This is a genomic window from Streptomyces sp. NPDC053076 (assembly GCF_044546845.1).
Lineage (GTDB): Bacteria > Actinomycetota > Actinomycetes > Streptomycetales > Streptomycetaceae > Streptomyces.
Window position 1 is genome coordinate 204,479 of the sequence record NZ_JBITZL010000005.1, and the last position, 24,500, is coordinate 228,978.

Below are 24,500 nucleotides of genomic sequence, written 5' to 3' on the forward strand. Positions count from 1 at the left end.
TTCTTACTTCTCCTCGGTACGGGCGTGGGTGACGGCGGGCTCGTTGCCGCCGAGCAGCAGGTACAGGACGGCCATCCGGATGGAGACGCCGTTGGCGACCTGCTCGACGGCGGTGCAGCGGTCGGAGTCGGCGACCTCGGCGGTGATCTCCATACCGCGGACCATGGGGCCGGGGTGCATCACGATGGCGTGCTCGGGCAGCTTGGCCATGCGGTCGCCGTCGAGGCCGTAGCGGCGGGAGTACTCGCGCTCGGTGGGGAAGAAGGCCGCGTTCATGCGCTCACGCTGGACGCGGAGCATCATCACGGCGTCGCACTTGGGCAGCGTGCTGTCGAGGTCGTACGACACCTCGCAGGGCCACCTCTCGACGCCGACGGGGACGAGGGTGGGCGGGGCGACCAGGGTGACCTCGGCGCCGAGGGTGTGCAGCAGGTCGACGTTGGAGCGGGCGACCCGGCTGTGCAGGACGTCGCCGACGACGGTGATCCGCTTGCCGGACAGGTCCTGGCCGAGCCCGGCGTCGCGGCCGATCAGCCGGCGGCGCACGGTGAAGGCGTCCAGCAGGGCCTGGGTGGGGTGCTGGTGGGTGCCGTCGCCGGCGTTGATGACGGCCGCGTCGATCCAGCCGGAGTTGGCGAGCCGGTAGGGGGCTCCGGAGGCGCCGTGCCGGATGACCACGGCGTCGACGCCCATGGCCTCCAGGGTCTGCGCGGTGTCCTTCAGGGACTCGCCCTTGGACACCGACGAGCCCTTGGCGGAGAAGTTGATCACGTCCGCGGACAGCCGCTTCTCGGCGGCCTCGAAGGAGATACGCGTGCGCGTGGAGTCCTCGAAGAAGAGGTTGACGATCGTCCGGCCGCGCAGGGTCGGCAGCTTCTTGATCGGCCGGTCGGCGACCCGGGCCATCTCCTCGGCGGTGTCGAGGATCAGGACGGCGTCGTCACGGGTGAGATCGGCGGCCGAGATGAGATGACGCTGCATCTGTCAGGCTCCGTAAGGCAGTTCATTCGGGAGAATTAGGGCAAACCGGGCATCTGTCGGCGCGCCGAAGCGGCCGGGCGCGCGGCTTGCTAGTGGTCGGCCGGCTTCGCACCGAGCAGCACGGTGTCGCGACCGTCCTCCTCGGCGAGCTGGACCTTGACCGTCTCCCGCAACGACGTGGGGAGGTTCTTGCCGACGTAGTCGGCACGGATGGGCAGTTCGCGGTGGCCGCGGTCGACCAGGACCGCGAGCTGCACCGCGCGCGGGCGCCCGATGTCGTTCAGGGCGTCGAGGGCGGCGCGGATGGTGCGCCCGGAGAAGAGCACGTCGTCGACGAGGACGACCAGCCGGCCGTCGATGCCGTCACCGGGGATGTCGGTGCGGGCCAGCGCACGCGGGGGGTGCATGCGCAGGTCGTCGCGGTACATGGTGATGTCGAGCGAGCCGACCGGGATCTTGCGGTCGGTGACCTGCGCCAGCTTGGCGGCGAGCCGCTGGGCGAGGAAGACACCCCGGGTCGGAATGCCGAGGAGCACCACGTCGTCGGCGCCCTTGGCGCGCTCGACGATCTCGTGGGCGATGCGGGTCAGTACCCGCGCGATGTCGGGGCCTTCGAGAACGGGCCGCGCATCGGACGTCTGCGGATGCCTGTCGTGCTTGTCCATACGAAACGGACCTCCTTCTCCGCCTCACGGGACGGACCTTAAAGGACGTCGGATTTGCGCCATCCACGGTAGCAGGTCACCGCACGCCCCCCGTCACCCCCCTGTCACCCGCTTGGCCTAATCAGTCGTCGCTACCACGGAAGAGTCGGTGTGGACCATTCGGCTTGACGCATGAGAGTCACGCTGCGTAACCTCACAGTGAGTTACCAGCCGCGCGGCGGGAAGACAGCCGGCCGCGTCGACACAGTGTCCGGGGAGCCATATGTCCAGCGAATACGCCAAACAGCTCGGGGCCAAGCTCCGGGCCATCCGCACCCAGCAGGGCCTTTCCCTCCACGGTGTCGAGGAGAAGTCCCAGGGGCGCTGGAAGGCCGTGGTGGTCGGTTCGTACGAGCGTGGCGACCGTGCCGTGACCGTACAGCGTCTTGCCGAGCTGGCCGATTTCTATGGTGTCCCCGTGCAGGAGCTCCTGCCGGGCACCACGCCCGGCGGTGCCGCCGAGCCGCCGCCGAAGCTGGTCCTGGACCTGGAGCGGCTGGCCACCGTGCCGGCCGAGAAGGCGGGCCCCCTGCAGCGCTACGCGGCGACGATCCAGTCCCAGCGCGGTGACTACAACGGCAAGGTGCTCTCCATCCGCCAGGACGATCTGCGCACCCTTGCCGTCATCTACGACCAGTCCCCCTCGGTCCTCACCGAGCAGCTGATCAGCTGGGGCGTGCTGGACGCGGACGCGCGCCGCGCGGTGGCCACGCACGAAGAGGCGTAACCCCTCCCAGGGCCCAGCAGAAACGTGCCGCCGGGGGGGGGGGGGGGGGGGGGGGGGGGGGGGGGGCCCCGCGGGGGGGGGGGGGGGGGGGGGCGGGCGGGCGGGGGGGGGGGGGCGGGGGGGGGGGGGCGGGGGGGGGGGGGGGGCGGGGGGGCGGGGGGGGGGCGGGGGGCCGCGGGCGGGGGGGGCCCCCCCCCCCCCCGCCCCCCCCCCCCCCCCCCCCCCCCCCCCCCCCGGGGGGGGGGGGGGCCCCCCCGCCGGGGCCCCCCCCCCCCCCCCCGGCGGTGTTTTGCGACAGTGAGGGCGCGCCCTCGGTACCGCGAGGGCGGGCATGCCTGAGGGGCGCGAGGAACTGCGCGACGAGCCACGGAACGACCCGCAGCCGCCGTACAGCGGTCCCTCTGCGCCCCTCTGGCGGCCTGGGCGCTACGCGCGCCGCAGCGTCGGCTTGAGCTCCTTCAGCCGGCCCAGCAGGCCGTTGACGAACGAGGGCGACTCATCCGTCGAGAACTCCTTCGCCAGCTGCACCATCTCGTCCAGGACGACGGCGTCGGGGGTCTCGTCGACCCAGATCAGCTCGTACGCGCCCAGCCGCAGGATGTTGCGGTCGACGACCGGCATGCGGTCCAGCGTCCACCCCACCGCGTACTGGGCGATCAGCTCGTCGATCCGCCTCGCGTGCTCCGCGTAGCCCTCGACCAGCTGCATCGTGTACTCGCTGACCGGCGGCTGCCGGGTGTCGGACCGGGACAGCCGGACCCAGTCCGCGAGGACCGTCAGGACGTCGGCGTCGCGCTGGTCGCCCTCGAAGAGGATCTGGAAGGCGCGCTTGCGGGCCGTGTTGCGGGCAGCCACGGTTAGCTGTTCACCCGGCCGAGGTAGTCGCTGGTGCGGGTGTCGACCTTGATCTTCTCACCGGTGGTGATGAAGAGCGGGACCTGGATCTGGTGGCCGGTCTCCAGGGTGGCGGGCTTGGTGCCACCGGTGGAGCGGTCGCCCTGCACGCCCGGCTCGGTCTCCTGGACGACCAGCTCGACGGCGGCCGGCAGCTCGACGAAGAGCACCTCGCCCTCGTGCTGCGCCACGGTCGCCGTGAAGCCCTCGATGAGGAAGTTGGCGGCGTCGCCGACGGCCTTGCGGTCGACCATCAGCTGGTCGTACGTCTCCATGTCCATGAAGACGAAGTACTCGCCGTCCATGTACGAGAACTGCATGTCGCGCTTGTCGACAGTGGCCGTCTCGACCTTGACACCGGCGTTGAAGGTCTTGTCGACGACCTTGCCGGAGAGCACGTTCTTGAGCTTGGTGCGCACGAAAGCCGGGCCCTTGCCGGGCTTGACGTGCTGGAACTCGACGACGGACCAGAGCTGGCCGCCTTCGAGCTTGAGTACCAGGCCGTTCTTGAGGTCGTTCGTGGAAGCCACGGTTGCGGAATCTCCTGGACTTGACGTACGACCCCGGGGTCACGCGCTACAGCGCGAGCAGCTCCTTGGTCGTGATGGTGAGTAGCTCGGGTCCGCCGTCCGCCTCGGGGCGGACGACGAGCGTGTCATCGATCCGGACACCGCCCCGGCCCGGGAGGTGGACCCCCGGTTCGACGGTGACCGGCACGCAAGCGTCCAGTTTACCCATTGCCGCGGGCGCCAACTGCGGGTCCTCGTCGATTTCGAGTCCGACGCCGTGTCCGATCAACGGTGGCAGCGCCTCCGCATAGCCCGCGGCGTCCAGCACCTGCCGTGCCGCGCGGTCCACGTCACGGTAGGCGGCACCGGGTGCGAGGAACTCGCGTCCGGCTCGCTGGGCAGCGAAGACGAGGTCGTAGAGCTCGATCTGCCAGTCGGCGGGCGAGGTGCCGATGACGAACGTACGGCCGATCTCGCAGCGGTAGCCGCGGTAGGTGGCGCCGAGGCAGACGGACAGGAAGTTTCCCTCTTCCACGCGCCGGTCGGTGGGCCGGTGGCCTCGGCGGCCGGCGTGCGGCCCGGTGGCCACGGAGGTGGGGAACGCCGGGCCGTCGGCGCCGTGGTCGACCAGACGCCGCTCCAGCTCCAGCGCGAGGTGCCGTTCGGTGCGGCCGACCAGGATGGATTCCAGCAGCTCGCCGAGAGCCTGGTCGGCGATCTCCGCGCCGATGCGGAGGCAGGAGATCTCCTCCTCGTCCTTGACCACCCTGAGCTGCTCGACGGCGCCGCCGAGGTCGGTGAGGCGGAGTTTCGGGACGACGGAGGCGAGGGCTCTGTGCCGGGCCACGGTGAGGTGGTGTTCCTCGACCGCCAGGGAGTCGGCGCCCTGGGCCGCGGCGAGGCCGGCCGCCGCGACAGCGGCGTCACCGCCGTTCGGCGGCAGGACATGCAGGCGCACGTGCTCGTCGGGCCTGCCTTCGTTGGGACGGTCCTCCGGCGGGCCGGAGCACACCAGGAGGTCCTCGCGCCGGCCGAGCAGCAGGACGGAGTCCTGCGGGGCTGCGGCGGCGAGGTAGCGGACGTTGGCCGGACGGGTGACGAGCGCTGCCGCGGTGCCGGCCGCGTTGACGTGGTCCCTCAGCCGGGATCGGCGGTTCGCGTACACCTCTGACATGAGATGAGCGTAGGAGTTTTGTGCGGTTTGTGCTGATTGAGAGGGGCCGAGTGGGGTTCGCATGAGGTGGTGCGGGTGGCGGCCGGGTGCGGGGCCCGGGTGGCCGGTCGCCCGGGTCCCCCCGCCCGTGGCTGGGACGCTCCTGTCCGTCCGCCTACCAGCTCGGCGGGCTCGCGATGGCTCTGGCCAGGACCTCGTCCAGGACATGGGCCGTGGCCGGGACGTCCAGCTGGGAGTTGTCGATGATCGGAAGGCCCGAGCCGTACCAGCCGGCCATGCGTCCGTGGATGCGGGCCACCTCCTCGTCACTGAGGCGGCGGTTGCCGGTGCGTTCGGCGTTGCGCTCCAGGACGATGTCCAGGCCCGGGAGCAGGACCACCGGGAGCAGGCCGGGGCCCACGTGACGCTTCCAGCCGCCGAGCCCCACCACCGGGCGGTCCGGGAAGACGGCGTCGTCCAGGATGCAGGAGATGCCGTTGGCCAGGAAGTTGCGGGCGGCGAATCCGCAGGTGCGGCGGGCCAGGCGGTACTGGGCCTCCGAGTTGTCGTTCCAGCCGGACTGGGGGTCGGCGAAGCCCGAGCGGACCCATTCGCGGACGTCGTCCAGGCTGATGTGGGCCGTGGGGACGCGGCGGCGGTCCGCCCAGTACTTGGCGACGCTGGTCTTGCCAGCGCCGGCCGGGCCGATGAGCAGGACGGCGAGAGTGGTGGCCGCCGGGTCGGGGACCGCGGCGGTGGCGGGCGGCACCGCGGGGACGCCGACCGGACCGCCGGGTGGCAGCGGCACGTGTCCGGTGGTATCAGGGGCCGGCGGGCCGGAGACATGCTGCGGGAGCGCCGGGGGCGGCACCGGGCCGGAGGGGCCGGGAGGCTGGTGCTGGGGCGGCGGCACCGGGCCGGAAGGGGCGGGAGGCTGGTGCTGGGGCGGCGGCACGGGGCCCGACGGGGCCGGGAAGCCCGGCGGCGGGGGCACGGGGGCGGACCCCTGGGAGGCTCCCGGGTGCGGACCCGCGTGGTGTGCGGCCGACGCCCAGCCGGCGTGCGGCCCCTGCCCCGGCTGGTGGGGCGGCGGCAGCGGAGACCCCACTGCGTGCTGCATCCGTTGCCACTCCGTCTCGTACAGGCACTGTGGTGCTGGCAGCGGGGGCACACCCCCGCTGCCTACCGAACGGTACCGTCCCCGGCCGTCGTTTGGTGAAACGGCCGGGGGCGGCCCGAAGTGCCCGGTCCGGGAAGGAAATCGGACGGACGGAACAGTCGGGGACTTACTGTCCGACCTCGCCGTACGCGGCGAGCAGGACCGCCGGGTCCGGGCCCTCCAGCACGGTCGGCTTGGCCAGGCCGTCCAGGACGATGAAGCGCAGCAGGTCGCCACGGGACTTCTTGTCGACCTTCATCGTCTCCAGCAGCTTGGGCCACTGGTCGTAGCGGTAGTGCAGCGGCAGGCCGACGGCTTCGAGGATGCTGCGGTGCCGGTCGGCCGTCGCGTCGTCCAGGCGGCCCGCCAGCCTGCCCAGTTCGGCGGCGAAGTGCATGCCGACCGAGACCGCGGCTCCGTGCCGCCACTTGTACCGCTCGTTCTTCTCGATGGCGTGCCCGAGCGTGTGGCCGTAGTTGAGGATCTCCCGCAGACCGGATTCCCTCAGGTCCGAGGAGACGACCTCGGCCTTGACCCGGATCGACCGCTCGATCAGCTCGGCCGTGTGCGGGCCCTGCGGCGTCCGGGCGGCCTCGGGGTCGGCCTCGATCAGGTCCAGGATCACCGGGTCGGCGATGAACCCCGCCTTGATGACCTCGGCCAGACCGGACACGTAGTCGTTCACCGGCAGGGAGTCCAGCGCGGCCAGGTCGCACAGGACACCGGCCGGCGGGTGGAAGGCGCCGACCAGGTTCTTGCCCTCCGCGGTGTTGATGCCGGTCTTGCCGCCGACCGCCGCGTCCACCATCGCCAGCACCGTGGTCGGGACGGCGACCCAGCGCACTCCGCGCAGCCAGGTCGCGGCGGCGAACCCGGCCAGGTCCGTGGTCGAGCCGCCGCCGACGCCGACGATGACGTCGGTGCGGGTGAACCCGCACTGGCCCAGCGCCTTCCAGCAGTAGGCGGCGACCTCGACGGTCTTGGCCTCCTCCGCGTTCGGCACCTGGATCGCGACGGCCTCGTACCCCTGCTCGGCCAGGTCGGTCCGCAGCGCCTCACCGGTCTCGGCCAGCGACTCCGGGTGGATCACCGCGACCCGCTTGGCCCGCGGCCCGATCAGCCCGGCCAGCTCGCCCAGCAGCTGCCGGCCCACCAGCACCTCGTACGCGTCCGTGCCGGCCGTGCCGCCGACCTGGATCCGGGTGACTGACTCGCTCATCCTTGCTTCAACTCCAGTGCGTCCAGCACGACGTGCGTGACCTCGTCGGGGCTGCGGCCGTCCGTCGCCACCATGACGGAGGCGACCTCCTCGTACAGGTGCCGGCGCGCCTCCATCAGCTCCCGCCACTGCTTGCGCGGGTTGACCGCCAGCAGCGGACGGGCCACGTTCAGACCGGTGCGCCTGACGGCCTCCTCGACGTCCATCGAGAGGTAGACCACCCGCTGCCCGGCCAGCAGGGCCCGGGTGTCCGGGTCCATGACCGCTCCACCGCCCAGCGCGACGACACCCTCGTGCGCGGCGAGCGCGTCCCGCACGGCCGCCTTCTCCCTCGCGCGGAAGGCGGGCTCGCCCTCGTCCACGAAGATCTCGGCGATGGTGCGGCCCTCGGCGGCGACGATGTCCTCGTCGGTGTCCCGGTAACCCACACCGAGGTGCTCGGCGAGCAGCCGCCCGACGGTGGACTTGCCCACTCCCATCGGGCCGATCAGGACGACCGCCGGCCCGACGCTCACCTGATCTCCAGGCCGTCGAGGTACGACCGCACGTTGCGGCGGGTCTCCGGGACGGAGTCACCGCCGAACTTCTCCGCGACCGCGTCGGCCAGCACCAGCGCGACCATGGCCTCGGCCACGATGCCGGCGGCCGGCACCGCGCACACGTCGGAGCGCTGGTGGTGGGCCTGCGCGGGCTCGCCGGTGGCGACGTCCACCGTCCGCAGCGCCCGGGGCACCGTCGCGATCGGCTTCATCGCCGCCCGCACCCGCAGCAGCTCGCCCGTGCTCAGACCGCCCTCGGTACCGCCGGAGCGGCCGGTGGCGCGCTTGATGCCGTCGGGGGTGGTGAGGATCTCGTCGTGGGCCTGGGAACCGGGCACCCGGGCCAGATCGAAGCCGTCACCGACCTCGACGCCCTTGATCGCCTGGATGCCCATGAGGGCGGCGGCCAGGCGCGCGTCCAGGCGCCGGTCCCAGTGCACATGGGAGCCCAGGCCGACCGGGACGCCGTAGGCCAGCACCTCCACCACACCACCGAGCGTGTCGCCATCCTTGTGGGCCTGGTCGATCTCGGCGACCATCGCCTTCGAGGCGTCGGAGTCGAGGCAGCGCACCGGGTCGGCGTCGAGCTTCTCGACGTCGGCGGGGGTGGGGTGGACGCCGTAGGGCGCCTTGGCCGAGGCCAGCTCCACGACGTGGGAGACGATCTCGATGCCGGCCGTCTCCTTCAGGTACGACCGGGCCACCGCGCCCAGCGCCACGCGGGCGGCGGTCTCGCGGGCGGAGGCGCGCTCCAGGATCGGGCGGGCCTCGTCGAAGCCGTACTTCTGCATGCCGGCGAGGTCGGCGTGGCCGGGCCGGGGCCGGGTCAGCGGCGCGCTGCGGGCGAGGCCCGCGAGCACCTCCGGGTCGACCGGGTCGGCCGCCATGACCTGCTCCCACTTGGGCCACTCGGTGTTGCCCACCATGATCGCCACGGGTGAGCCCATGGTCAGCCCGTGCCGGACACCGCCCAGGAAGGTGACCTCGTCGCGCTCGAACTTCATCCGCGCACCGCGGCCATAGCCGAGCCGCCGCCGCGCCAGGTGATCCGCCACCATCTCCGTGGTGATCGGCACGCCGGCGGGAAGACCCTCCAGCGTCGCGACGAGTGCGGGACCGTGGGACTCCCCCGCGGTCAGCCAACGCAGCCTGCTCAACGGTGCTCCTCAGTGCTCGCGCCCGGTACTGCCCTGCGTACGCACGTCCTCGCGTACGGCGACGGCGCCACCGGGTGCGCGACCCCGGTACGCCACCTCTGATCCTCCCACGTCCGGCGGCGGGACCCGGTCGCCGGTCCAGCAGGCGGACGGGTGCGGGGCGTCAACGGGCCGCGAGCGCCTTCTCCCCGGCGTGGCGCATGGCGTCCACCGGGCCCGGCACGTACCCGGTCATCTGCTCGAACTGGAGCACCGCCTGGTGGACCAGCAGGTCGAGACCGCTGACCACGGCGCCGCCGAACATGGACCAGCGGGCCGCCAGCTCGGTGGGCCAGGGGTCGTACAGGACGTCGAAGAGGGTGGCGGGGCACTCGGGCACGGCCGTGGCGAGGGCGTCGGTCGCACCGGCGGGCGTGGTGGCGATCACCAGCGGGGCCCGCAGCGCCTCGGCGGCGTCGGACCAGTCCGCCGTACGGACCTCCACGTCGAGCCGCTCGCCCCACTGCCGCATCTCGGCGGCGCGGGCCTCGCTGCGGACGTAGGCGACGACCTCCCCGGCGCAGATCCGGGAGAGCGCGGCGAGCGCGGAGGACGCGGTGGCACCGGCACCCAGGATGGCTGCGGAGTCGACCTGCTCGATGCCGTGCTCGCGCAGGGCCGCGACCATGCCCGGGATGTCGGTGTTGTCGCCGCGGCGCCGTCCGTCCTCGGTGAAGACGAGCGTGTTGACGGCGTCGACCGAGGCCGCGGTGTCGCTGATCTCGTCCACCAGTGGGATGACGGCCCGCTTCAGCGGCATGGTCAGCGACAGCCCCGCCCACTGCGGCCCGAGCTCGTCCAGGAAGCCGGGCAGGGCGGCCTCGTCGACGTCGAAGCTGTCGTACGACCAGCCGGTGAGTCCGGTGGCGTCGTACGCGGCCCGGTGCAGCACCGGGGAGAGGGAGTGGGCGATCGGCGAACCGAGCACGGCGGCACGGCGGCCGTCAGTTGCCCGAGTTGGCATTGAACTTGTCCTTGAGCTCTTGGAATTCGGCGTAGGTCTTGGCGAACTCGGTGTTGTTCGTGCCGTCGGTCGCCACGAAGTAGATCCAGCCGTCGTCGGTCGGATTCAGCGTCGCCTTCAGCGCGTCCTCGCCGGGGTTGCCGATCGGGCCGGGCGGAAGCCCCTTGTGGGTGTAGGTGTTGTACGGGCTCGGGTTGCTGTTGATCTCCTTCTCGGAGATGTGGATGTTGCTCGTGCCCTTGAGGTAGTTGTAGGTCGAGTCGAACTGAAGCAGCCGGTTGGTCTCGGTGTTGGTGGGTTTGAGGCGGTTGAAGACCACCTCGGCCATCTTGCGGAAGTCGTCGTGCGTCTTGCCCTCGGCCTGGACCAGGCTCGCGACCGTGACGAGCTCGAACGCGTTGTCGAGGCCGAGCGCCCTGGCCTTGTCGTCGAGGCCGTAGGCGGCGTACTTCTGCTTGGCCTGGGTGACCATCTGCTTCAGGACGGCCTCGGGCTTCATGCCCTTCGCGGCCGGATACGTGGCCGGCCAGAGGAAGCCCTCCAGCGGGTCCATGATGTCGCTGTTGTTCTCCGCCCAGGCCGGCAGGCCGAGGCTCTTGTACTGCTTCCGGGCGACCTTCTTGGTGGTACCGGCGGACAGTTCCAGCTTCTTGTCGATGGCCGCGTAGACGCCCGAATTGCGCTCGCCCGGGGTGACCACCACGTTGTTCTGGCTGCGCGGGTCCATCATCAGCTTGACGGCGCTGCCGGCGGACATCTCCTTCTTCAGGAGGTACGCGCCGGCCTGGATCCCGTCGCCGCCCGGCGTCTGGCTCTGGGCATGGACGAAAGCGTCGGCGCTCTTGACGACCCCGGCCTCCTTCAGGCGGCGGCCGATCTCCCAGCCGCCCGCGCCCTTCGGGATCTCGACGGTCACCGTCTCGTTGATGCCCTCGCCCGCGTAGTCCGGAGCCGTGCCGAAACGATTTTGGTAGAACTTGTAGCCGAAATACCCGACACCGCCGAGGCCGCCACCGAACACCAGGACGACGACCATGCAGGCGCAGCCGGTGCGCCGCTTCTTGCTCTTGACGGGCTTGCGGCCCTTGCCGCGTCGCTCGCGTCGGCTCTGGAGCTCGTGCTCCTGGTCGTCCCCGCCGCCTCCCGCGAAGAAGGCGTGCTCCTCCTCGCCCGTCGGCTCCGGCTCCGGCTCCGGCTCCGGCTCCGGATCGGGCTCGGGGCGCCTGCGGCCGGGCGGCTCCGGCGGCGGGTAGGCGTCCTCGGTGCCGTAGAAGTCGGGCTGCTCCCCGCCGTAGGCCACCGGCTGCTGGCCGTACGGGTCGCCGGGGTCGGCGGCGTAGGGGACCTGGCCGTGGGTGCCGGTGGCGTCCCAGCCGCCCTGGTGGAACTGCTGCTGGGTGTGACCGGCGAACTGCTGATCCTGTCGCGGCTGACCGGACTCGTCGAAGTGCTGGTGCTGCCCGTCGTACCCGGGCTGCTGCTCCTGACTCCAGTCGCCGTACTGCGGCGTCTGCGGATAGTGCTGAGGCCGGCCGTCGTAGGGGGACTGCTGACCCGCGTGGGTCTGCTGTCCTCCCCATCCGCCGTCCCCGTACAACGGGTCCTCCGGATGCCACGGTTCGGAGCCTTGGCCCCGGCCATACTCAGTCATCGATCCCCTAGAGCCGCGAGGCCGACGGTCCCGCGGCCGGTGGGCCTGTTTCCGTTCCGCCTCTTGCTGTGCCCCGGCTGTTCGAACACCGGCGCATCGCGCGGAACGTTACCGTATCGCGATCAGATGACCACTTCGACGCCCTCGCCGGGTGCTCCGCCTGACACCCGTTCGGATTCCAGGGCCTGCTGCAGAATGACGACGGCCGCCGCCTGGTCGATGACCGCGCGGCCCTTCTTGGACCGCACGCCCGAGGCACGCAGCCCCTGACTGGCCGTCACGGTCGTCATCCGCTCGTCCACCAGGCGCACCGGCACCGGCTCGATGCCCTTGGCCAGCTCCTGGGCGAAGGCGCGGACCTTGACCGCGGCCGGGCCCTCGCCCCCCTTGAGGGAGCGAGGGAGTCCGACGACGACCTCGATCGGTTCGTACTCCTCCACCAGTTGACGCAACCGGCGGTGGGCGGCGGGGACGTCCCGGCCGGGGACGGTCTCCACCGGGGTGGCGAGGATCCCGTCGGGGTCGCACGAGGCGACCCCGATCCGGGCGTCCCCGACGTCGATCGCGAGCCGGCGTCCTCTGCGCATGGTCCTCGACCGTTCCCTTACTTGGCGGTCTCGGCGACGAGCCGCTCGACGGCCTCGACGGCCTCACCGACGGCGGCCGGGTTCTGGCCGCCGCCCTGGGCGACGTCCGGCTTGCCGCCACCGCCGCCGCCGAGGGTCTTGGCCGCGGCGCGGACCAGCTCACCGGCCTTCAGGCCCCGGTCGCGGGCGGCGTCGTTGGTGGCGATGACCGTCAGCGGCTTGCCGTTGTTGACCGTGAAGAGGGCGACCACGGCGGCCCGGCCGCCCTGGATGCGACCGCGCACGTCGAGCACGAGCCTGCGCAGGTCGTCCGGGGTGGTGCCGTCCGGCACCTGGCCGGTGACCAGCGCGACGCCCTTGACGTCCTTGGCGGACTCGACGAGACCCGCGGCGGCCTGGAGCACCTTCTCGGCGCGGAACTTCTCGATCTCCTTCTCGGCGTCCTTCAGCTTGCCGAGCATGGCGGAGACCTTCTCCGGCAGCTCCTCCGGACGCCCCTTGATCAGCTCCTGGAGCTGGGCGACGACCGTGTGCTCACGGGCGAGGAAGTTGTAGGCGTCGACGCCGACGAGGGCCTCGATACGGCGGACACCCGAGCCGATGGAGGACTCGCCGAGCAGCTTCACCAGGCCCAGCTGGGCGGTGTTGTGCACGTGCGTGCCACCGCACAGTTCCTTGGAGAAGTCGCCGATGGTGACCACGCGGACGCGCTCGCCGTACTTCTCGCCGAACTCGGCGATGGCGCCCTGCTTCTTGGCCTCGTCGATGCCCATGACCTCGGCCTGCACGTCGAGGTCGCGGGCGAGCACCTCGTTGATCTTCTGCTCGACGTCGGTCATCACGGCCGTCGGCACGGCGGAGGGGGAGCCGAAGTCGAAGCGGAAGCGGCCCGGCTGGTTCTCGGAACCGGCCTGGGCGGCCGTCGGGCCGAGGGCGTCGCGCAGGGCCTGGTGGGTCAGGTGGGTGGCCGAGTGGGCGCGGGCGATGGCGTGGCGGCGGCGGGCGTCGATCGAGGCGTGGGCCCTGGCACCGACGGTCACCTCGCCGACCTGGACGACGCCCTTGTGGACGTACACGCCCGGGACCGGCTTCTGGCAGTCGCGGATCTCGATGACGGCACCGGAGTCGACCCTGATCCGGCCGGTGTCGCCGATCTGGCCACCGCCCTCGGCGTAGAACGGGGTGCGGTCCAGGACGACCTCGACCTCGTCGCCCTCGGTGGCGGCGGGTGAGGACACTCCGTCGACCAGGATGCCGACGATCGTGGACTCGCCCTCGGTGTCGGTGTAGCCGATGAAGTCGGTGGCACCGGCGGCGTCCGCGATCTCGCGGTAGGCGCCCATGTCGGCGTGGCCGGTCTTCTTGGCCTGGGCGTCGGCCTTGGCGCGCTCCCGCTGCTCCTTCATCAGACGGCGGAAGCCGTCCTCGTCCACGGAGAGGCCCTGCTCGGCGGCCATCTCCAGGGTGAGGTCGATCGGGAAGCCCCAGGTGTCGTGGAGCAGGAAGGCCCGGTCGCCGGAGAGGACCGTGCCACCGGCCTGCTTGGTCTCGGTGACGGCGGTGTCGAGGATGTTGGTGCCGGCCTTCAGCGTCTTGAGGAAGGCGTTCTCCTCGGCGATCGCCACCTTCTCGATCCGCTCGCGGTCGGTGATCAGCTCGGGGTACTGCCGGCCCATCATGCCGATCACGGTGTCGATCAGGTCCTTGACGACCGGACCGGTCGCACCGAGCAGGCGCATGTTGCGGATGGCGCGGCGCATGATGCGCCGCAGGACATAGCCGCGGCCCTCGTTGCCGGGGGTGACACCGTCGCCGATGAGCATCACGGACGTACGCATGTGGTCGGTGACCACGCGCAGCGACACGTCCGACTCGTGGGCGTCGCCGTAGCGCACGCCGGTCAGCTCGGTGGCCTTGTCGATGACGGTCATGGAGGTGTCGATCTCGTACATGTTCTGCACGCCCTGCAGAATCATGGCGAGGCGCTCCAGGCCGAGGCCCGTGTCGATGTTCTTGCTGGGGAGTTCGCCGAGGATCTCGAAGTTGTCCTTGCCGATGCCCTCGCCCCGCTCGTACTGCATGAAGACGAGGTTCCAGATCTCCACGTACCGCTCGTCGTTGACGGCGGGGCCGCCCTCGACGCCGAACTCGGGGCCGCGGTCGTAGTTGATCTCGGAGCACGGGCCGCACGGGCCGGGGACGCCCATCGACCAGTAGTTGTCCTTCATGCCCAGGCGCTGGATGCGCTCCCGGGGCACGCCGACGACCTCGTGCCAGATGCGCTCGGCCTCGTCGTCGTCCTTGTAGACGGTGATCCACAGGCGCTCGGGGTCGAGACCGTAACCGCCCTTGTCCTGGGGGCTGGTGAGCAGCTCCCAGGCGAGCTTGATGGCGCCTTCCTTGAAGTAGTCGCCGAAGGAGAAGTTGCCGCACATCTGGAAGAACGTGCCGTGGCGCGTGGTCTTGCCGACCTCTTCGATGTCGGGCGTGCGCACGCACTTCTGCACGCTGGTGGCGCGCGGGAAGGGCGGCTTGACCTCACCCAGGAAGTAGGGCTTGAAGGGCACCATGCCGGCGGGGACGAGGAGCAGAGTCGGGTCGTCCGCGATGAGCGACGCCGAAGGGACGACGGTGTGCCCGCGCTCCTCGAAGAAGCTCAGCCAGCGGCGGCGAATCTCGGCCGACTCCATCAGTGGTCCTCATTCCGGTTGTACGAGTGCTTCGTGTGCGAAGACATCGGGGCCTCGATGTACTTCTGGTCACTGGGGTTGTTCTCGATGGCGGCGTACCGCCGGGGCGCCGGGAGTTCGGGGTCCTCGTGCATGCCGAGGGCCTCCCCCAGCTCGGCCTCCCGCTGGGCCATGTTGTCGCGGACGTCGAGCGCGAAGCCGACCGCGCGGTCCTTCAGGCGCTGGCCGGCCTCCAGGGCCTTGTTCGCCGCGGTGGCGGCCAGGCTCTCCGGAGTCAGCTGCTTGAGCTTGCGGTTGACCTTGGTGGTGGCCCACACGCCGGCGGCGACACCGGAGGTGAACCAGAACGTTCGGCGGAACATCGCTCGGTCTCAGTCCTTACTTCCGCTTGCGTCGTGCGGCGGGGACCGTCCGGCCCACGATCACGGTACGCCGGGCCGACTTCCCGGGCACGTCCTCCTCCTTGCGTGCGCCGAGCGCCCGGCGGACGCCGTAGCCGAAGGCCGCGACCTTGACCAGCGGGCCGCCGAAGGTGGAGGCGACGGTGGTCGACAGCGCGGAGGCGTTCGAGGTGACCTCCTGGACGTCGGAGGCGATCGCGTCGACCCGGTCGATCTGGGTCTGCGCGGAGCGCACCGCCTGGGAGGCGTCGGCGAGCAGGGGGACCGCCTGGTCCGTCACGTCCGCGACGAGTTTGGTGGTCGCCTTGAGCGTCTGGGCCAGCCTCGCCAGTGCGACCGCGAGGAAGGAGACCAGGATCGCCCAGAAGACGGCCACCAGAATCCCGGCCACCTCTCCACCGGACACTGTGCGCACCCGCTCCCTGAAACGTGCTCTGAACATCGGAACCATGAAAAAGCAGTGTCCCGAGCCTATCGCGCCGGGGCCGAGGCTCCGTACCGGATTACCGGAGGGGCGGGCGGAGCCGCGGGAAGCGATTGTACGGAATGAACACGGTTCAGTACGCTCCGTGTCCCATGCGAGGTCCTCACAGCTGCGCCCCCTGGGCGGACGGCGATCCGCCCCTCGAACTCACCGCTTTCGTCGGGCGGTCGGCCGAGCTGGCCGAGCTGACGGCGGCACTCGGTCAGGCCCGGCTGGTGACCGTGACCGGGGTGGGCGGGGTCGGCAAGTCCCGGCTCGCCGTGCGGGTGGCGGCGCGGTGGGCGTCCGGCGACCCGGCACGCGGCGTGCCCGCGGCGGACCGGGGTCGGGTGGAGCTGGCGCCCGTACGTGATCCGCAGTTCCTGGAGTACGCGGTCGTGGAGGCGCTGGGACTGACCGACCACACCACCCGCATGCCCCGGGAGACGCTGCTGGGACATCTGGCCGGCCGCCGGGTCCTGCTGGTGCTGGACGGGTTCGAGCACCTCGTGACGGCCTGTGCCGACCTGGTGGCGGAGCTGCTGCGGAAGCTGCCGGAGCTGCGTGTGCTGGCGACGGGTCGGCGTCCGCTCGGGCTGGCGGGCGAGCGGCTGTTCCCGCTGGCTCCGCTCGGCGAGGACGACGCGGTGGAGCTGTTCGTGGACCGGGCCCGGGCGCAGGGGGTGGCGGTGGCCGACGGGGCCGAGGTGCGGGAGGTGTGCCGTCGGCTGGAGGGGATCCCGCTGGCGCTGGAGCTGGCGGCCGGGCGGCTGCGGGCGCTGTCCCCGGCGCAGCTGCTGCAACGCCTCGACGACCGGTTCCGGCTGCTGACCGGCGGCGGCCGGGACGCCCTCCCCCGGCACCAGACGCTGCGCACGGCGATCGGCTGGAGCCACGAGCTGTGCACGCCGGCCGAGCGGCTGCTGTGGGCACGGCTGTCGGTGTTCGCGGGGACGCTCGACCTGGAGGCGACCGAGTACGTGTGCAGCGGGGACGGGCTGTCCGCCGAGGACGTGCTGGACGTGCTGTCGGAGCTGCTCGCCCAGTCGGTCGTCTCCCGCGAGGAGGCGCCGACGGGCCCTCGCTACCGGATGCTGGAGACCGTGCGCGCCTACGGCGCCGACTGGCTGGAGGCGACCGGGGACGCGGTGCGGCTGCGCAGACGCCACCGGGACTGGTACCTGGGCCTGGCGACCTGGTGCGAACTGGAGTGGTTCTCGCCGCGGCAGCGGGAGGTGGCCGCGCGGGTGGACACCGAGCTGCCGAATCTGCGGACGGCGCTGGAGTTCTGCCTGACCGAGCCGGACGAAGCGCATCTGGGCCAGTATCTGGCCGGTTCGCTGTGGTTCTGCTGGGTGGGCTGCGGCCGGCTCTCCGAGGGGCGGCGCTGGCTGGAGCGCAGTTTGGAGCTGGACTCGGCGTACGAGCAGTCCCGGCTGAAGGCGCTGTGGGTGCTCGGCTACGTGGCGATCCTGCAGGGCGACACCGTACCGGCGCTGCGGGCGCTGCGGGCGTGCCGGGTGCAGGCGGAACGGTCGGCCGACCCGACGGCGGTGGCGTACGCCGAGCACCGCACCGGCTGTCTGGCCCTGGTCACGGATGACATGGCCCGTGCTGAAACGCTGCTGCGCTCGGCGCTGGACCGTTACCGGGAGATCGGCGAGCTCAACAGCAACGTGCTGATGGGTCAGGTGGAACTGGCGATGGCACGGGCGTTCCAGGGGGATCTGCCGGACGCGGTGCGGCTGTGCGAGGACGTGCGCCGGGTGTGCGAGGACCACGGGGAGCGCTGGGCGCGGTCGTACGCGCTGTACGTGCTGGCGTACGCGGCCTGGCTCGGCGGGGACCCGGCCGGCGCGCGGGTGCTGCTGGCGGACTGTCTGGACAACGCGCACGCCTTCCGCGACCTGCTGGGCTCGGTGCTGTCGATCGAGCTGCTGGCGCTGGTGACGGTGGCGCAGGGGGATCCGGTGGAGGCGGCGGTGCTCCAGGGCGCCGCCGGGCGGCTGTGGCCCTCGGTCGGGCTGCCGCTGTTCGGTTCGGCGTACTACAACGCCCCGCACGAGCAGTGCGCGGCAGCCGCGCGGCAGGCGCTCGGCGACGCCCGGTACGCGCAGTGTGTGCGGGAGGGTGCGGAGCTGGACCGGGAGGCGGCGGTGGCCCGGGCGCTGCGGCACGGGGAGGTGGCGGCGCTGTCCGCGCTGCCGGCGCCGCGCGGTCCGGTGGCCCGGGGCGGCGGGGAGACCGGGACGCAGGGTGAGCCGGGCAAGCGGGCCGAGGCGGGCAAACGCGAACCCGCCGCCTCGCCCACCCGGAAGGGCGGGGAGACGGCGGGCTGAGGTGCTGCGCCTGGGCTGGGGTCAGCGGGCGTAGTACTCGACGACGAGCTGCTCGTCGCAGATCACCGGAACTTCCTTGCGGTTCGGCTCGCGGTCCAGGCGGAACGCCAGGGCCTTGAGGTTCACCTGCAGGTAGCGCGGGGTCTCGCCGTCGGGGGCGAAGCCACCCTCACGGGCGATCTGGAAGAGCGTCTTGTCCTTGGAGCGGTCGCGGACCTGCACGACGTCGTCCGGGCGGACGCGGAAGGACGGCTTGTCGACCTTCTGACCGTTGACCTGGATGTGGCCGTGGACGACCATCTGGCGGGCCTGGTAGATCGTGCGGGCGATGCCCGAACGCAGGACCAGCGCGTCGAGGCGACGCTCGAGCTCGATGATCAGGGCCTCACCGGTCTTGCCCTGGACCTTGGAGGCACGCTCGTAGGCGCGGACGAGCTGACGCTCGGACACGTCGTACTGCGCGCGCAGGCGCTGCTTCTCCAGCAGACGGACCTTGTAGTCCGAGTTCTGCTTGCGGCCACGGCCGTGCTCACCCGGCGGGTAGGGGCGGGCCTCGAAGTACTTGACGGCCTTCGGCGTCAGCGCGATGCCGAGGGCACGCGACTTCTTGACCTTGGGGCGGGACTGGTTCGCCACGTGTTCTTCTCTTTCCTAGTTTCCGGCTTGTCAGGTTTAGAGAGGTCGCATCCGCAGCCGGGAAAACCCGTCGGGTCCGCAGGGGACCTGTCGGGCAGCCGCTTCCCTGGTCTGGGCACATACGTGCAGCACGCGAGTGGCCCACCGACCGTCCCGGGAACCGGGTGGTGGTGGGCTGCCCGCGACACCGTTCGACGGTGCGCGACGCTCCTGGAGCCGGTCCGCGAAGAACCGGGCCTCCGGCCGACTGTCCCGCTCTGACAGCACAGGACTCGGCGCTTCGGAGCAGTCTACAGGGTGCTCATGACCGCTTGCGACCGAGGTGCTTGCGCGTCCACTCCACGGCGTCCGCGTATCTGGCCTCGGCGCCGTGCCGGCTCGGCGCGTAGTACTCGCGGTCCTTCAGGGCGTCCGGGGCGTACTGCTGCTGGGCGATGCCCTCCGGCAGGTCGTGCGGGTACACGTACCCCTGGGCGTGGCCGAGTTGGGCGGCGCCTTTGTAGTGTCCGTCGCGCAAGTGCGCCGGCACCGGGCCGGCCAGGCCCTTGCGTACGTCCTCCATGGCGGCGCCGATCGCGTTGGTCGCCGAGTTCGACTTGGGGGCGAGGGCCAGGGCGATGGTGGCGTGGCTGAGGGTGAGGGCCGCCTCCGGGAAGCCGATCATGGCGACGGCCTGGGCGGCGGCGACCGCGATCGGCAGCGCGTTGGGGTCGGCGAGGCCGATGTCCTCACTGGCGGAGATCATCAGGCGGCGGGCGATGAACCGGGGGTCCTCGCCGGCCTCGATCATGCGCGCCAGATAGTGCAGGGCCGCGTCGACGTCGGAGCCGCGGATGGACTTGATGAGGGCGCTGGCGACGTCGTAGTGCTGGTCGCCGTCGCGGTCGTACGTCACCGCGGCCCGGTCGACGGTCTGCTCCAGCGTCTGCAGGGTGAGCTCGCTCTCGCCCTGGTCCAGGGCGGCCCCGGCGGCGGCCTCCAGGGCGGTCAGGGCGCGGCGGGCGTCGCCGCCGGCGATCCGCAGCAGATGCTCCTCGGCTTCCCCGGGGAGCGTGACGGCGTTCCTCAGACCGCGTTCGTCGGCGAGCGCGCGCCTGAGCAGGCCCCGGATGTCGTCGTCGGTGAGGGGTTCGAGGGTGAGCAGGAGGGAGCGGGAGAGCAGCGGGGAGATCACCGAGAAGTACGGGTTCTCCGTGGTGGCCGCGATCAGGGTCACCCAGCGGTTCTCCACGGCCGGCAGCAGGGAGTCCTGCTGGGCCTTGCTGAAGCGGTGGATCTCGTCCAGGAAGAGGACGGTCTCCTTGCCGAAGCCGCCGATGGCGCGGCGGGCGCCGTCGATGACCGCGCGGACCTCCTTGACGCCCGCGGTGATCGCGGACAGCTCCACGAACCGCTTGTCGGTCGCCTTCGAGACGACGTACGCCAGGGTGGTCTTGCCGGTGCCGGGCGGGCCCCACAGGATCACCGAGGACGGGCCGGCGGGGCCGCCGGAGCCCTCGCCGACCAGGCGGCGCAGGGGCGAGCCGGGTTTCAGCAGGTGCTGCTGGCCCACGACCTCGTCGAGCGTGCGCGGGCGCATGCGCACCGCCAGGGGGCTGCCTGCCGGGTCCTTCTCCTGGCGTTCTTCTGCTGCGGCGGTGAAGAGGTCGGGTTCCACTCTGAAACCCTAGAACACCGCACTGACAATCCCCCCAGGGCCCGTCAGCTGGTCCAGAAGTCCCACCAGCGGGTCAGGACCAGCATGCCGATGATGCCGACGTGCAGGACGGGCACCACCCAGGTGAACTCGCCGAAGAAGGACTTCAGCCAGCGCGGGCCCGGCAGGAAGTCGTTGCGGATGTTGAACGAGGTGACGTACCAGAACATGGTGATCGTGGCGACCCAGGCGAGCGAGCACCACAGGCACAGCGCGTTGATCCGGTACAGGGACTGGAACTGCAGCCAGGTGCAGAAGGCGACGCCGAAGAGGCAGCCGAAGTTGAAGGTCAGCCAGTACCAGCGGGGGAAGCGGGCGCGGGCCAGCAGGCTCATGCCGACGCAGATCACGACGCCGTAGCAGACCAGGCCGAGCATCGGGTTGGGGAAACCGAAGGCGGCGGCCTGCTTGCTCTCCATGACGCTGCCGCAGGAGACCACCGGGTTGAGGCTGCAGCCGGGGGTGAAGGTCTTGCCCGCGACCTTGGCCTCGAGGAGCTTGAACTTGTCGATCGTGATGACCCAGGCGGCCAGCAGTCCGGCCGCGCCGGTGATCACCAGCAGGATGGCGAGGGCGCGGCTGCCGCCCACCGCGTGCGGGGCGGTGGCGCGCTGCGGACCGGGCTCCGCGGAGACGTCGTTCACTGTCGTCTTGCTCATCACGCCGATTCCGTCACTTGAGACTTGGACCATCTTCGGGCACGGTCATTCTGCCGCACGGGCACGTGTGTCCACCGTTCGGTGGACATAAGAAGGTACGCACGGCGGGCCCGGATCGCTCGGATCCGGCCGAGTCTCGGGGGCACGAGAGAACCGGCGAACGAACGCGCGGTGGACGAGTCGGCGTCCGTGTCGTTGACGGTCCGCGCGGCGGGCGACCGCACCGGGCCCGCACGGCGCCGTGCGCCGCCGACCGCCGCATCACCGGGACGGGCGCCGGAGAACTCCGGCGCCCGTCCGGTCGCTAGCCGAGCCGTGCCTCGAGTTCCGCCACGATCTCGTTGACGCCGATCGCCACCTGCTCACCGGACTCCATGTCCTTGAGCTGGACGACGCCCTCGGCGAGGTCGCGCTCGCCGGCCACGACCGTGTAGCGGGCGCCCGAGCGGTTGGCGTTCTTCATGGCGCCCTTCAGGCCCTTGCCGCCGTACGCGAAGTCCGCCGCGATGCCCACCTTGCGCAGCTCGGTGACCTTCCCGAAGAGCACCCGGCGGGCCTCCTCGCCGAGCGGGACCGCGTAGACACTGGTCGCCGACGGGATGTCCAGTTCGACGCCCTCGGCCTCCAGGGCGAGGACCGTGCGGTCGACGCCGAGGGCCCAGCCGACGGAGGGCAGCGCGGGGCCGCCGATCATCTCGGACAGGCCGTCGTACCGGCCGCCGCCGCCCACCGCGGACTGCGAGCCGAGACCGTCGTGCACGAACTCGAAGGTGGTGCGGGTGTAGTAGTCCAGGCCGCGCACCAGCTTCGGGTCGTCCTCGAAGGAGACGCCCGCCGCGGTGACCAGGTCGCGCACCTCCTCGTGGTACGCCTTGCACGCGTCGCACAGGTAGTCGCGCAGGAGGGGCGCGCCGGTCAGCTGCTTCTGCACCGACTCGCGCTTGTCGTCGAGGACACGGAGCGGGTTGATCTCCGCGCGCCGGAGCGTGTCCTCGTCCAGGTCCAGGCCGCGCAGGAAGTCCTGGAGCGCGGAGCGGTACACCGGACGGCACTCCTTGTCGCCCAGGCTGTTCAGCAGGATGCGGAAATCGCGCAGGCCGAGCGAGCGGTACGCCTGGTCGGCCAGGATGATCAGCTCGGCGTCAAGCGCCGGGTCCTCCGCGCCGATCGCCTCGGCGCCCACCTGGGAGAAGTGCCTGTAGCGGCCCTTCTGGGGGCGCTCGTAGCGGTAGTACGAGCCGGAGTACCAGAGCTTGACCGGGAGGTTGCCGGCCTTGTGCAGGTTGGCCTCCAGCGCCGCGCGCAGCACGGAGGCGGTGCCCTCGGGGCGCAGGGCCAGCTTGTCGCCGCCCTTGGTCTCGAAGGCGTACATCTCCTTGGTCACGATGTCGGTGGACTCGCCGACACCGCGCGCGAACAGCTCGACGTTCTCGAAGCCGGGCGTCTCGATGTAGCCGTAGCCGGAGTTGCGCAGCGGGGCGGCGATCGCCTCGCGGACCGCCAGGAACTTGGCCGAGTCCGGCGGGATCAGGTCGTAGGTGCCCTTGGGGGCGTTGAAGGTGCTCACGGAAGCTCTCTCGTCACATTCCTCGTCGGGGAGCCTGGGCGGCGTCCTGGCCGGCGGCCACCTGCCGCAGATAGGGGTTGGTGGCGCGCTCCTGGCCGATGCTGGTCTGGGGGCCGTGGCCGGACAGCACCACGGTGGAGTCGTCGAGCGGCAGGCAGACGCGGGCCAGCGAGCGCAGCATGTCCTCCATGGACCCGCCCGGCATGTCGGTGCGTCCGATGGAGCCGGCGAACAGCAGATCCCCGGAGAAGAACACCGACGGGATGTCGGCGGTCTCGGGCATCCGGAAGGTCACCGACCCCTTGGTATGGCCCGGCGCGTGCGCGACGGAGAACTCCAGCCCGGCCAGCTCCAGGGTCGCGCCGTTCGTCAGCTCCCTGACGTCGTCCGGCTCCCCCACGGTCAGCTCGCCCAGCAGCGGCATGCCGATGGAGCGGCCGAGCGCCTTCTCGGGGTCGCTCATCATGTACCGGTCCTCGGGGTGGATCCAGGCCGGTACCTCGTGCGCTCCGCAGACGGGGACGACCGAGGCCACGTGGTCGATGTGGCCGTGGGTGAGGACGACGGCGACGGGCTTGAGCCGATGCTTCCTCAGCGTCTCCTCGACGCCTTCGGCGGCCTGGTGGCCCGGGTCGATGATCACGCACTCCTCACCGGCGGCGGGGGCGACGAGATAACAGTTCGTCCCCCAGGCCCCGGCGGGGAACCCGGCAATGAGCACGATCGTCCTTCGTTGTGTCGAATACTGGCGGCTTCAGCTGCTCCCAGAGCCTACCGGCGCTGCCGTTTCCTCAGCGAACCCATATACGGTACGGGGCTACACGCAGCGGTCGGCTCACGAGGACGCAGACGTCCCGCCCGACACACGACACGCATAGGAGACAACCCGGTGGTCAGCCAGGAGCAGCGGCGGCGTCAGCTCGCCCGGGAGAAGTTCTTGCGGCAGCAGCAGCGGCGCACCGAAGCGCGGCGCAAGGCCCGCCTGCGCAACTCCGCGATCGCGTCGGTACTGGGCCTGGTCGTGATCGGCAGTGTCGCCCTGTACACGACCGGTGTGCTCAAGGACGACGACAAGAAGACCAACGCGAGCGCCGAGACCACGCCGGGCGCCACACCGAGCGCCACGCCCACCAGCAAGGCTCCGGACCCGTGCGAGAAGCCGGCGGCCGGCTCGGTGAAGAAGCTGAGCTGGAAGAAGGAGCCGGCGATGACGGTCGACACGTCGGCGAAGTACACGATGAAGCTCGCGACGACGTGCGGTGACATCGGCATCGCGCTGAAGACGTCGGCGGCGCCGCACACGGTGAACTCGTTCGACTTCCTCGCGGGCCAGGGCTACTTCGACCACACCAAGTGCCACCGCCTGACGACCCGGGACATCTACGTCCTGCAGTGCGGCGACCCGCAGGGCACCGGCACCGGCGGTCCCGGCTACACGCTCCCGGACGAGAACCTCAAGGACAAGAGCCTGAAGGGCAACGCGTACCCGGCGGGCACGGTGGCGATGGCCAACACCGGGCAGAAGCACACCGGCGGCAGCCAGTTCTTCCTCGTCTTCAAGGACAGCCCGCTGCCGCCCCAGTACACCCCGTTCGGCACCATCGACGCGGCGGGCATGAAGGTGCTGAACAAGATCGCCGCCGCCGGCGAGAACACGGGCGCCGGGGACGGCGCGCCGAACGCTACGGTCGTGATCGACAAGGCCACGGTCGCCAAGTCCTGAGCGGCGTCGGTCCCGCCCGGCCGCGGTACCCGAACGTGAAGGT

General features: G+C 71.3%; 23 protein-coding genes. 3 read left to right on the top strand and 20 right to left on the bottom strand.

The features are described from left to right. Positions 1 to 3: 3 nt before the first annotated feature. Together ACIGYR_RS22220 and pyrR are read right to left on the bottom strand one after the other, a co-directional pair. Positions 4 to 981, bottom strand: coding sequence for an aspartate carbamoyltransferase catalytic subunit (locus ACIGYR_RS22220; RefSeq protein ID WP_391844712.1), 978 nt, complete (start codon positions 979 to 981; stop codon positions 4 to 6). 89 nt (positions 982 to 1,070) lie between these two features. Further along, complete coding sequence (pyrR, locus tag ACIGYR_RS22225; RefSeq protein ID WP_391844710.1) at positions 1,071 to 1,646, bottom strand: bifunctional pyr operon transcriptional regulator/uracil phosphoribosyltransferase PyrR; 576 nt, start codon at positions 1,644 to 1,646, stop codon at positions 1,071 to 1,073. A gap of 262 nt (positions 1,647 to 1,908) precedes the next feature. Here pyrR and bldD point away from each other — a divergent pair, with 262 nt between their 5' ends. Further along, positions 1,909 to 2,412, top strand: coding sequence for a transcriptional regulator BldD (bldD, locus tag ACIGYR_RS22230; RefSeq protein WP_014671524.1), 504 nt, complete (start codon positions 1,909 to 1,911; stop codon positions 2,410 to 2,412). Between the two features lie 426 nt (positions 2,413 to 2,838). Here the strand turns inward: bldD and nusB are convergent, their stop codons facing one another. From nusB to ACIGYR_RS22295, 13 genes are all read right to left on the bottom strand, one after another. Then, positions 2,839 to 3,267 carry a transcription antitermination factor NusB gene (gene nusB, locus ACIGYR_RS22235; RefSeq protein ID WP_399600757.1) on the bottom strand — a complete coding sequence of 143 codons (429 nt, stop codon included), beginning with the start codon at positions 3,265 to 3,267 and terminating at the stop codon, positions 2,839 to 2,841. Positions 3,268 to 3,269: 2 nt separating this feature from the next. Continuing rightward, positions 3,270 to 3,836: an elongation factor P gene (gene efp, locus ACIGYR_RS22240; protein WP_037742222.1), complete on the bottom strand. Its 567-nt coding sequence runs from the start codon at positions 3,834 to 3,836 to the stop codon at positions 3,270 to 3,272. Between the two features lie 46 nt (positions 3,837 to 3,882). After that, positions 3,883 to 4,989 carry an aminopeptidase P family protein gene (locus ACIGYR_RS22245; RefSeq protein WP_399600762.1) on the bottom strand — a complete coding sequence of 369 codons (1,107 nt, stop codon included), beginning with the start codon at positions 4,987 to 4,989 and terminating at the stop codon, positions 3,883 to 3,885. A gap of 154 nt (positions 4,990 to 5,143) precedes the next feature. After that, entirely contained in the window at positions 5,144 to 6,088 is a 945-nt protein-coding gene (locus ACIGYR_RS22250; RefSeq protein WP_399600764.1) for a Pro-rich N-terminal domain-containing protein, read from the bottom strand. 166 nt (positions 6,089 to 6,254) lie between these two features. Then, the gene (gene aroB, locus ACIGYR_RS22255) at positions 6,255 to 7,346 is read right to left on the bottom strand and encodes a 3-dehydroquinate synthase (protein WP_399600767.1); all 1,092 of its coding nucleotides are present in this window, start codon (positions 7,344 to 7,346) and stop codon (positions 6,255 to 6,257) included. After that, positions 7,343 to 7,825 carry a shikimate kinase gene (locus ACIGYR_RS22260; protein ID WP_399601344.1) on the bottom strand — a complete coding sequence of 161 codons (483 nt, stop codon included), beginning with the start codon at positions 7,823 to 7,825 and terminating at the stop codon, positions 7,343 to 7,345. The genes aroB and ACIGYR_RS22260 overlap by 4 nt, the downstream gene beginning before the upstream one ends. 32 nt (positions 7,826 to 7,857) lie before the next feature. After that, a complete protein-coding gene (gene aroC / locus ACIGYR_RS22265) occupies positions 7,858 to 9,042 on the bottom strand; it encodes a chorismate synthase (protein ID WP_391844702.1) in 1,185 nt (394 codons plus the stop codon). A 163-nt stretch (positions 9,043 to 9,205) separates the two neighbouring features. Continuing rightward, positions 9,206 to 10,045, bottom strand: coding sequence for a shikimate dehydrogenase (locus ACIGYR_RS22270; RefSeq protein WP_399600770.1), 840 nt, complete (start codon positions 10,043 to 10,045; stop codon positions 9,206 to 9,208). Then, positions 10,026 to 11,696 carry an endolytic transglycosylase MltG gene (mltG, locus tag ACIGYR_RS22275; RefSeq protein ID WP_399600772.1) on the bottom strand — a complete coding sequence of 557 codons (1,671 nt, stop codon included), beginning with the start codon at positions 11,694 to 11,696 and terminating at the stop codon, positions 10,026 to 10,028. The genes ACIGYR_RS22270 and mltG overlap by 20 nt, the downstream gene beginning before the upstream one ends. 122 nt (positions 11,697 to 11,818) lie before the next feature. Then, a complete protein-coding gene (ruvX, locus tag ACIGYR_RS22280; RefSeq protein ID WP_399600775.1) occupies positions 11,819 to 12,283 on the bottom strand; it encodes a Holliday junction resolvase RuvX in 465 nt (154 codons plus the stop codon). Positions 12,284 to 12,300: 17 nt separating this feature from the next. Then, positions 12,301 to 14,973 carry an alanine--tRNA ligase gene (gene alaS / locus ACIGYR_RS22285; RefSeq protein WP_399600778.1) on the bottom strand — a complete coding sequence of 891 codons (2,673 nt, stop codon included), beginning with the start codon at positions 14,971 to 14,973 and terminating at the stop codon, positions 12,301 to 12,303. After that, positions 14,973 to 15,335 (bottom strand): hypothetical protein, encoded by a 363-nt coding sequence (locus ACIGYR_RS22290; protein ID WP_391844694.1) that lies wholly within the window; start codon positions 15,333 to 15,335, stop codon positions 14,973 to 14,975. The genes alaS and ACIGYR_RS22290 overlap by 1 nt, the downstream gene beginning before the upstream one ends. A gap of 16 nt (positions 15,336 to 15,351) precedes the next feature. Then, positions 15,352 to 15,789, bottom strand: coding sequence for a DUF948 domain-containing protein (locus ACIGYR_RS22295; protein WP_391844934.1), 438 nt, complete (start codon positions 15,787 to 15,789; stop codon positions 15,352 to 15,354). A gap of 161 nt (positions 15,790 to 15,950) precedes the next feature. On the opposite strand from ACIGYR_RS22295, the gene ACIGYR_RS22300 reads away from it, so the two are divergent. Next, positions 15,951 to 18,176, top strand: a complete 2,226-nt coding sequence (locus tag ACIGYR_RS22300; protein ID WP_399600781.1) for an ATP-binding protein — start codon at positions 15,951 to 15,953, stop codon at positions 18,174 to 18,176. Between the two features lie 21 nt (positions 18,177 to 18,197). Here ACIGYR_RS22300 and rpsD read toward each other — a convergent pair whose 3' ends face one another. The 5 genes from rpsD to ACIGYR_RS22325 all read right to left on the bottom strand — a co-directional run bounded on the left by rpsD (position 18,198) and on the right by ACIGYR_RS22325 (position 23,455). After that, positions 18,198 to 18,812 (bottom strand): 30S ribosomal protein S4, encoded by a 615-nt coding sequence (gene rpsD / locus ACIGYR_RS22305; protein WP_161298521.1) that lies wholly within the window; start codon positions 18,810 to 18,812, stop codon positions 18,198 to 18,200. 301 nt (positions 18,813 to 19,113) lie between these two features. After that, the gene (locus ACIGYR_RS22310) at positions 19,114 to 20,469 is read right to left on the bottom strand and encodes a replication-associated recombination protein A (RefSeq protein WP_399600785.1); all 1,356 of its coding nucleotides are present in this window, start codon (positions 20,467 to 20,469) and stop codon (positions 19,114 to 19,116) included. 44 nt (positions 20,470 to 20,513) lie between these two features. Continuing rightward, a complete protein-coding gene (locus tag ACIGYR_RS22315) occupies positions 20,514 to 21,167 on the bottom strand; it encodes a vitamin K epoxide reductase family protein (RefSeq protein WP_391844687.1) in 654 nt (217 codons plus the stop codon). Positions 21,168 to 21,471: 304 nt separating this feature from the next. After that, on the bottom strand, positions 21,472 to 22,734 hold the full coding sequence (gene hisS, locus ACIGYR_RS22320) for a histidine--tRNA ligase (protein ID WP_399600788.1): 1,263 nt from the start codon (positions 22,732 to 22,734) through the stop codon (positions 21,472 to 21,474). A 13-nt stretch (positions 22,735 to 22,747) separates the two neighbouring features. Continuing rightward, the gene (locus ACIGYR_RS22325; RefSeq protein WP_391844683.1) at positions 22,748 to 23,455 is read right to left on the bottom strand and encodes an MBL fold metallo-hydrolase; all 708 of its coding nucleotides are present in this window, start codon (positions 23,453 to 23,455) and stop codon (positions 22,748 to 22,750) included. A gap of 168 nt (positions 23,456 to 23,623) precedes the next feature. On the opposite strand from ACIGYR_RS22325, the gene ACIGYR_RS22330 reads away from it, so the two are divergent. Further along, on the top strand, positions 23,624 to 24,457 hold the full coding sequence (locus ACIGYR_RS22330) for a peptidylprolyl isomerase (RefSeq protein ID WP_399600791.1): 834 nt from the start codon (positions 23,624 to 23,626) through the stop codon (positions 24,455 to 24,457). The last annotated feature ends 43 nt before the right edge of the window (positions 24,458 to 24,500 follow it).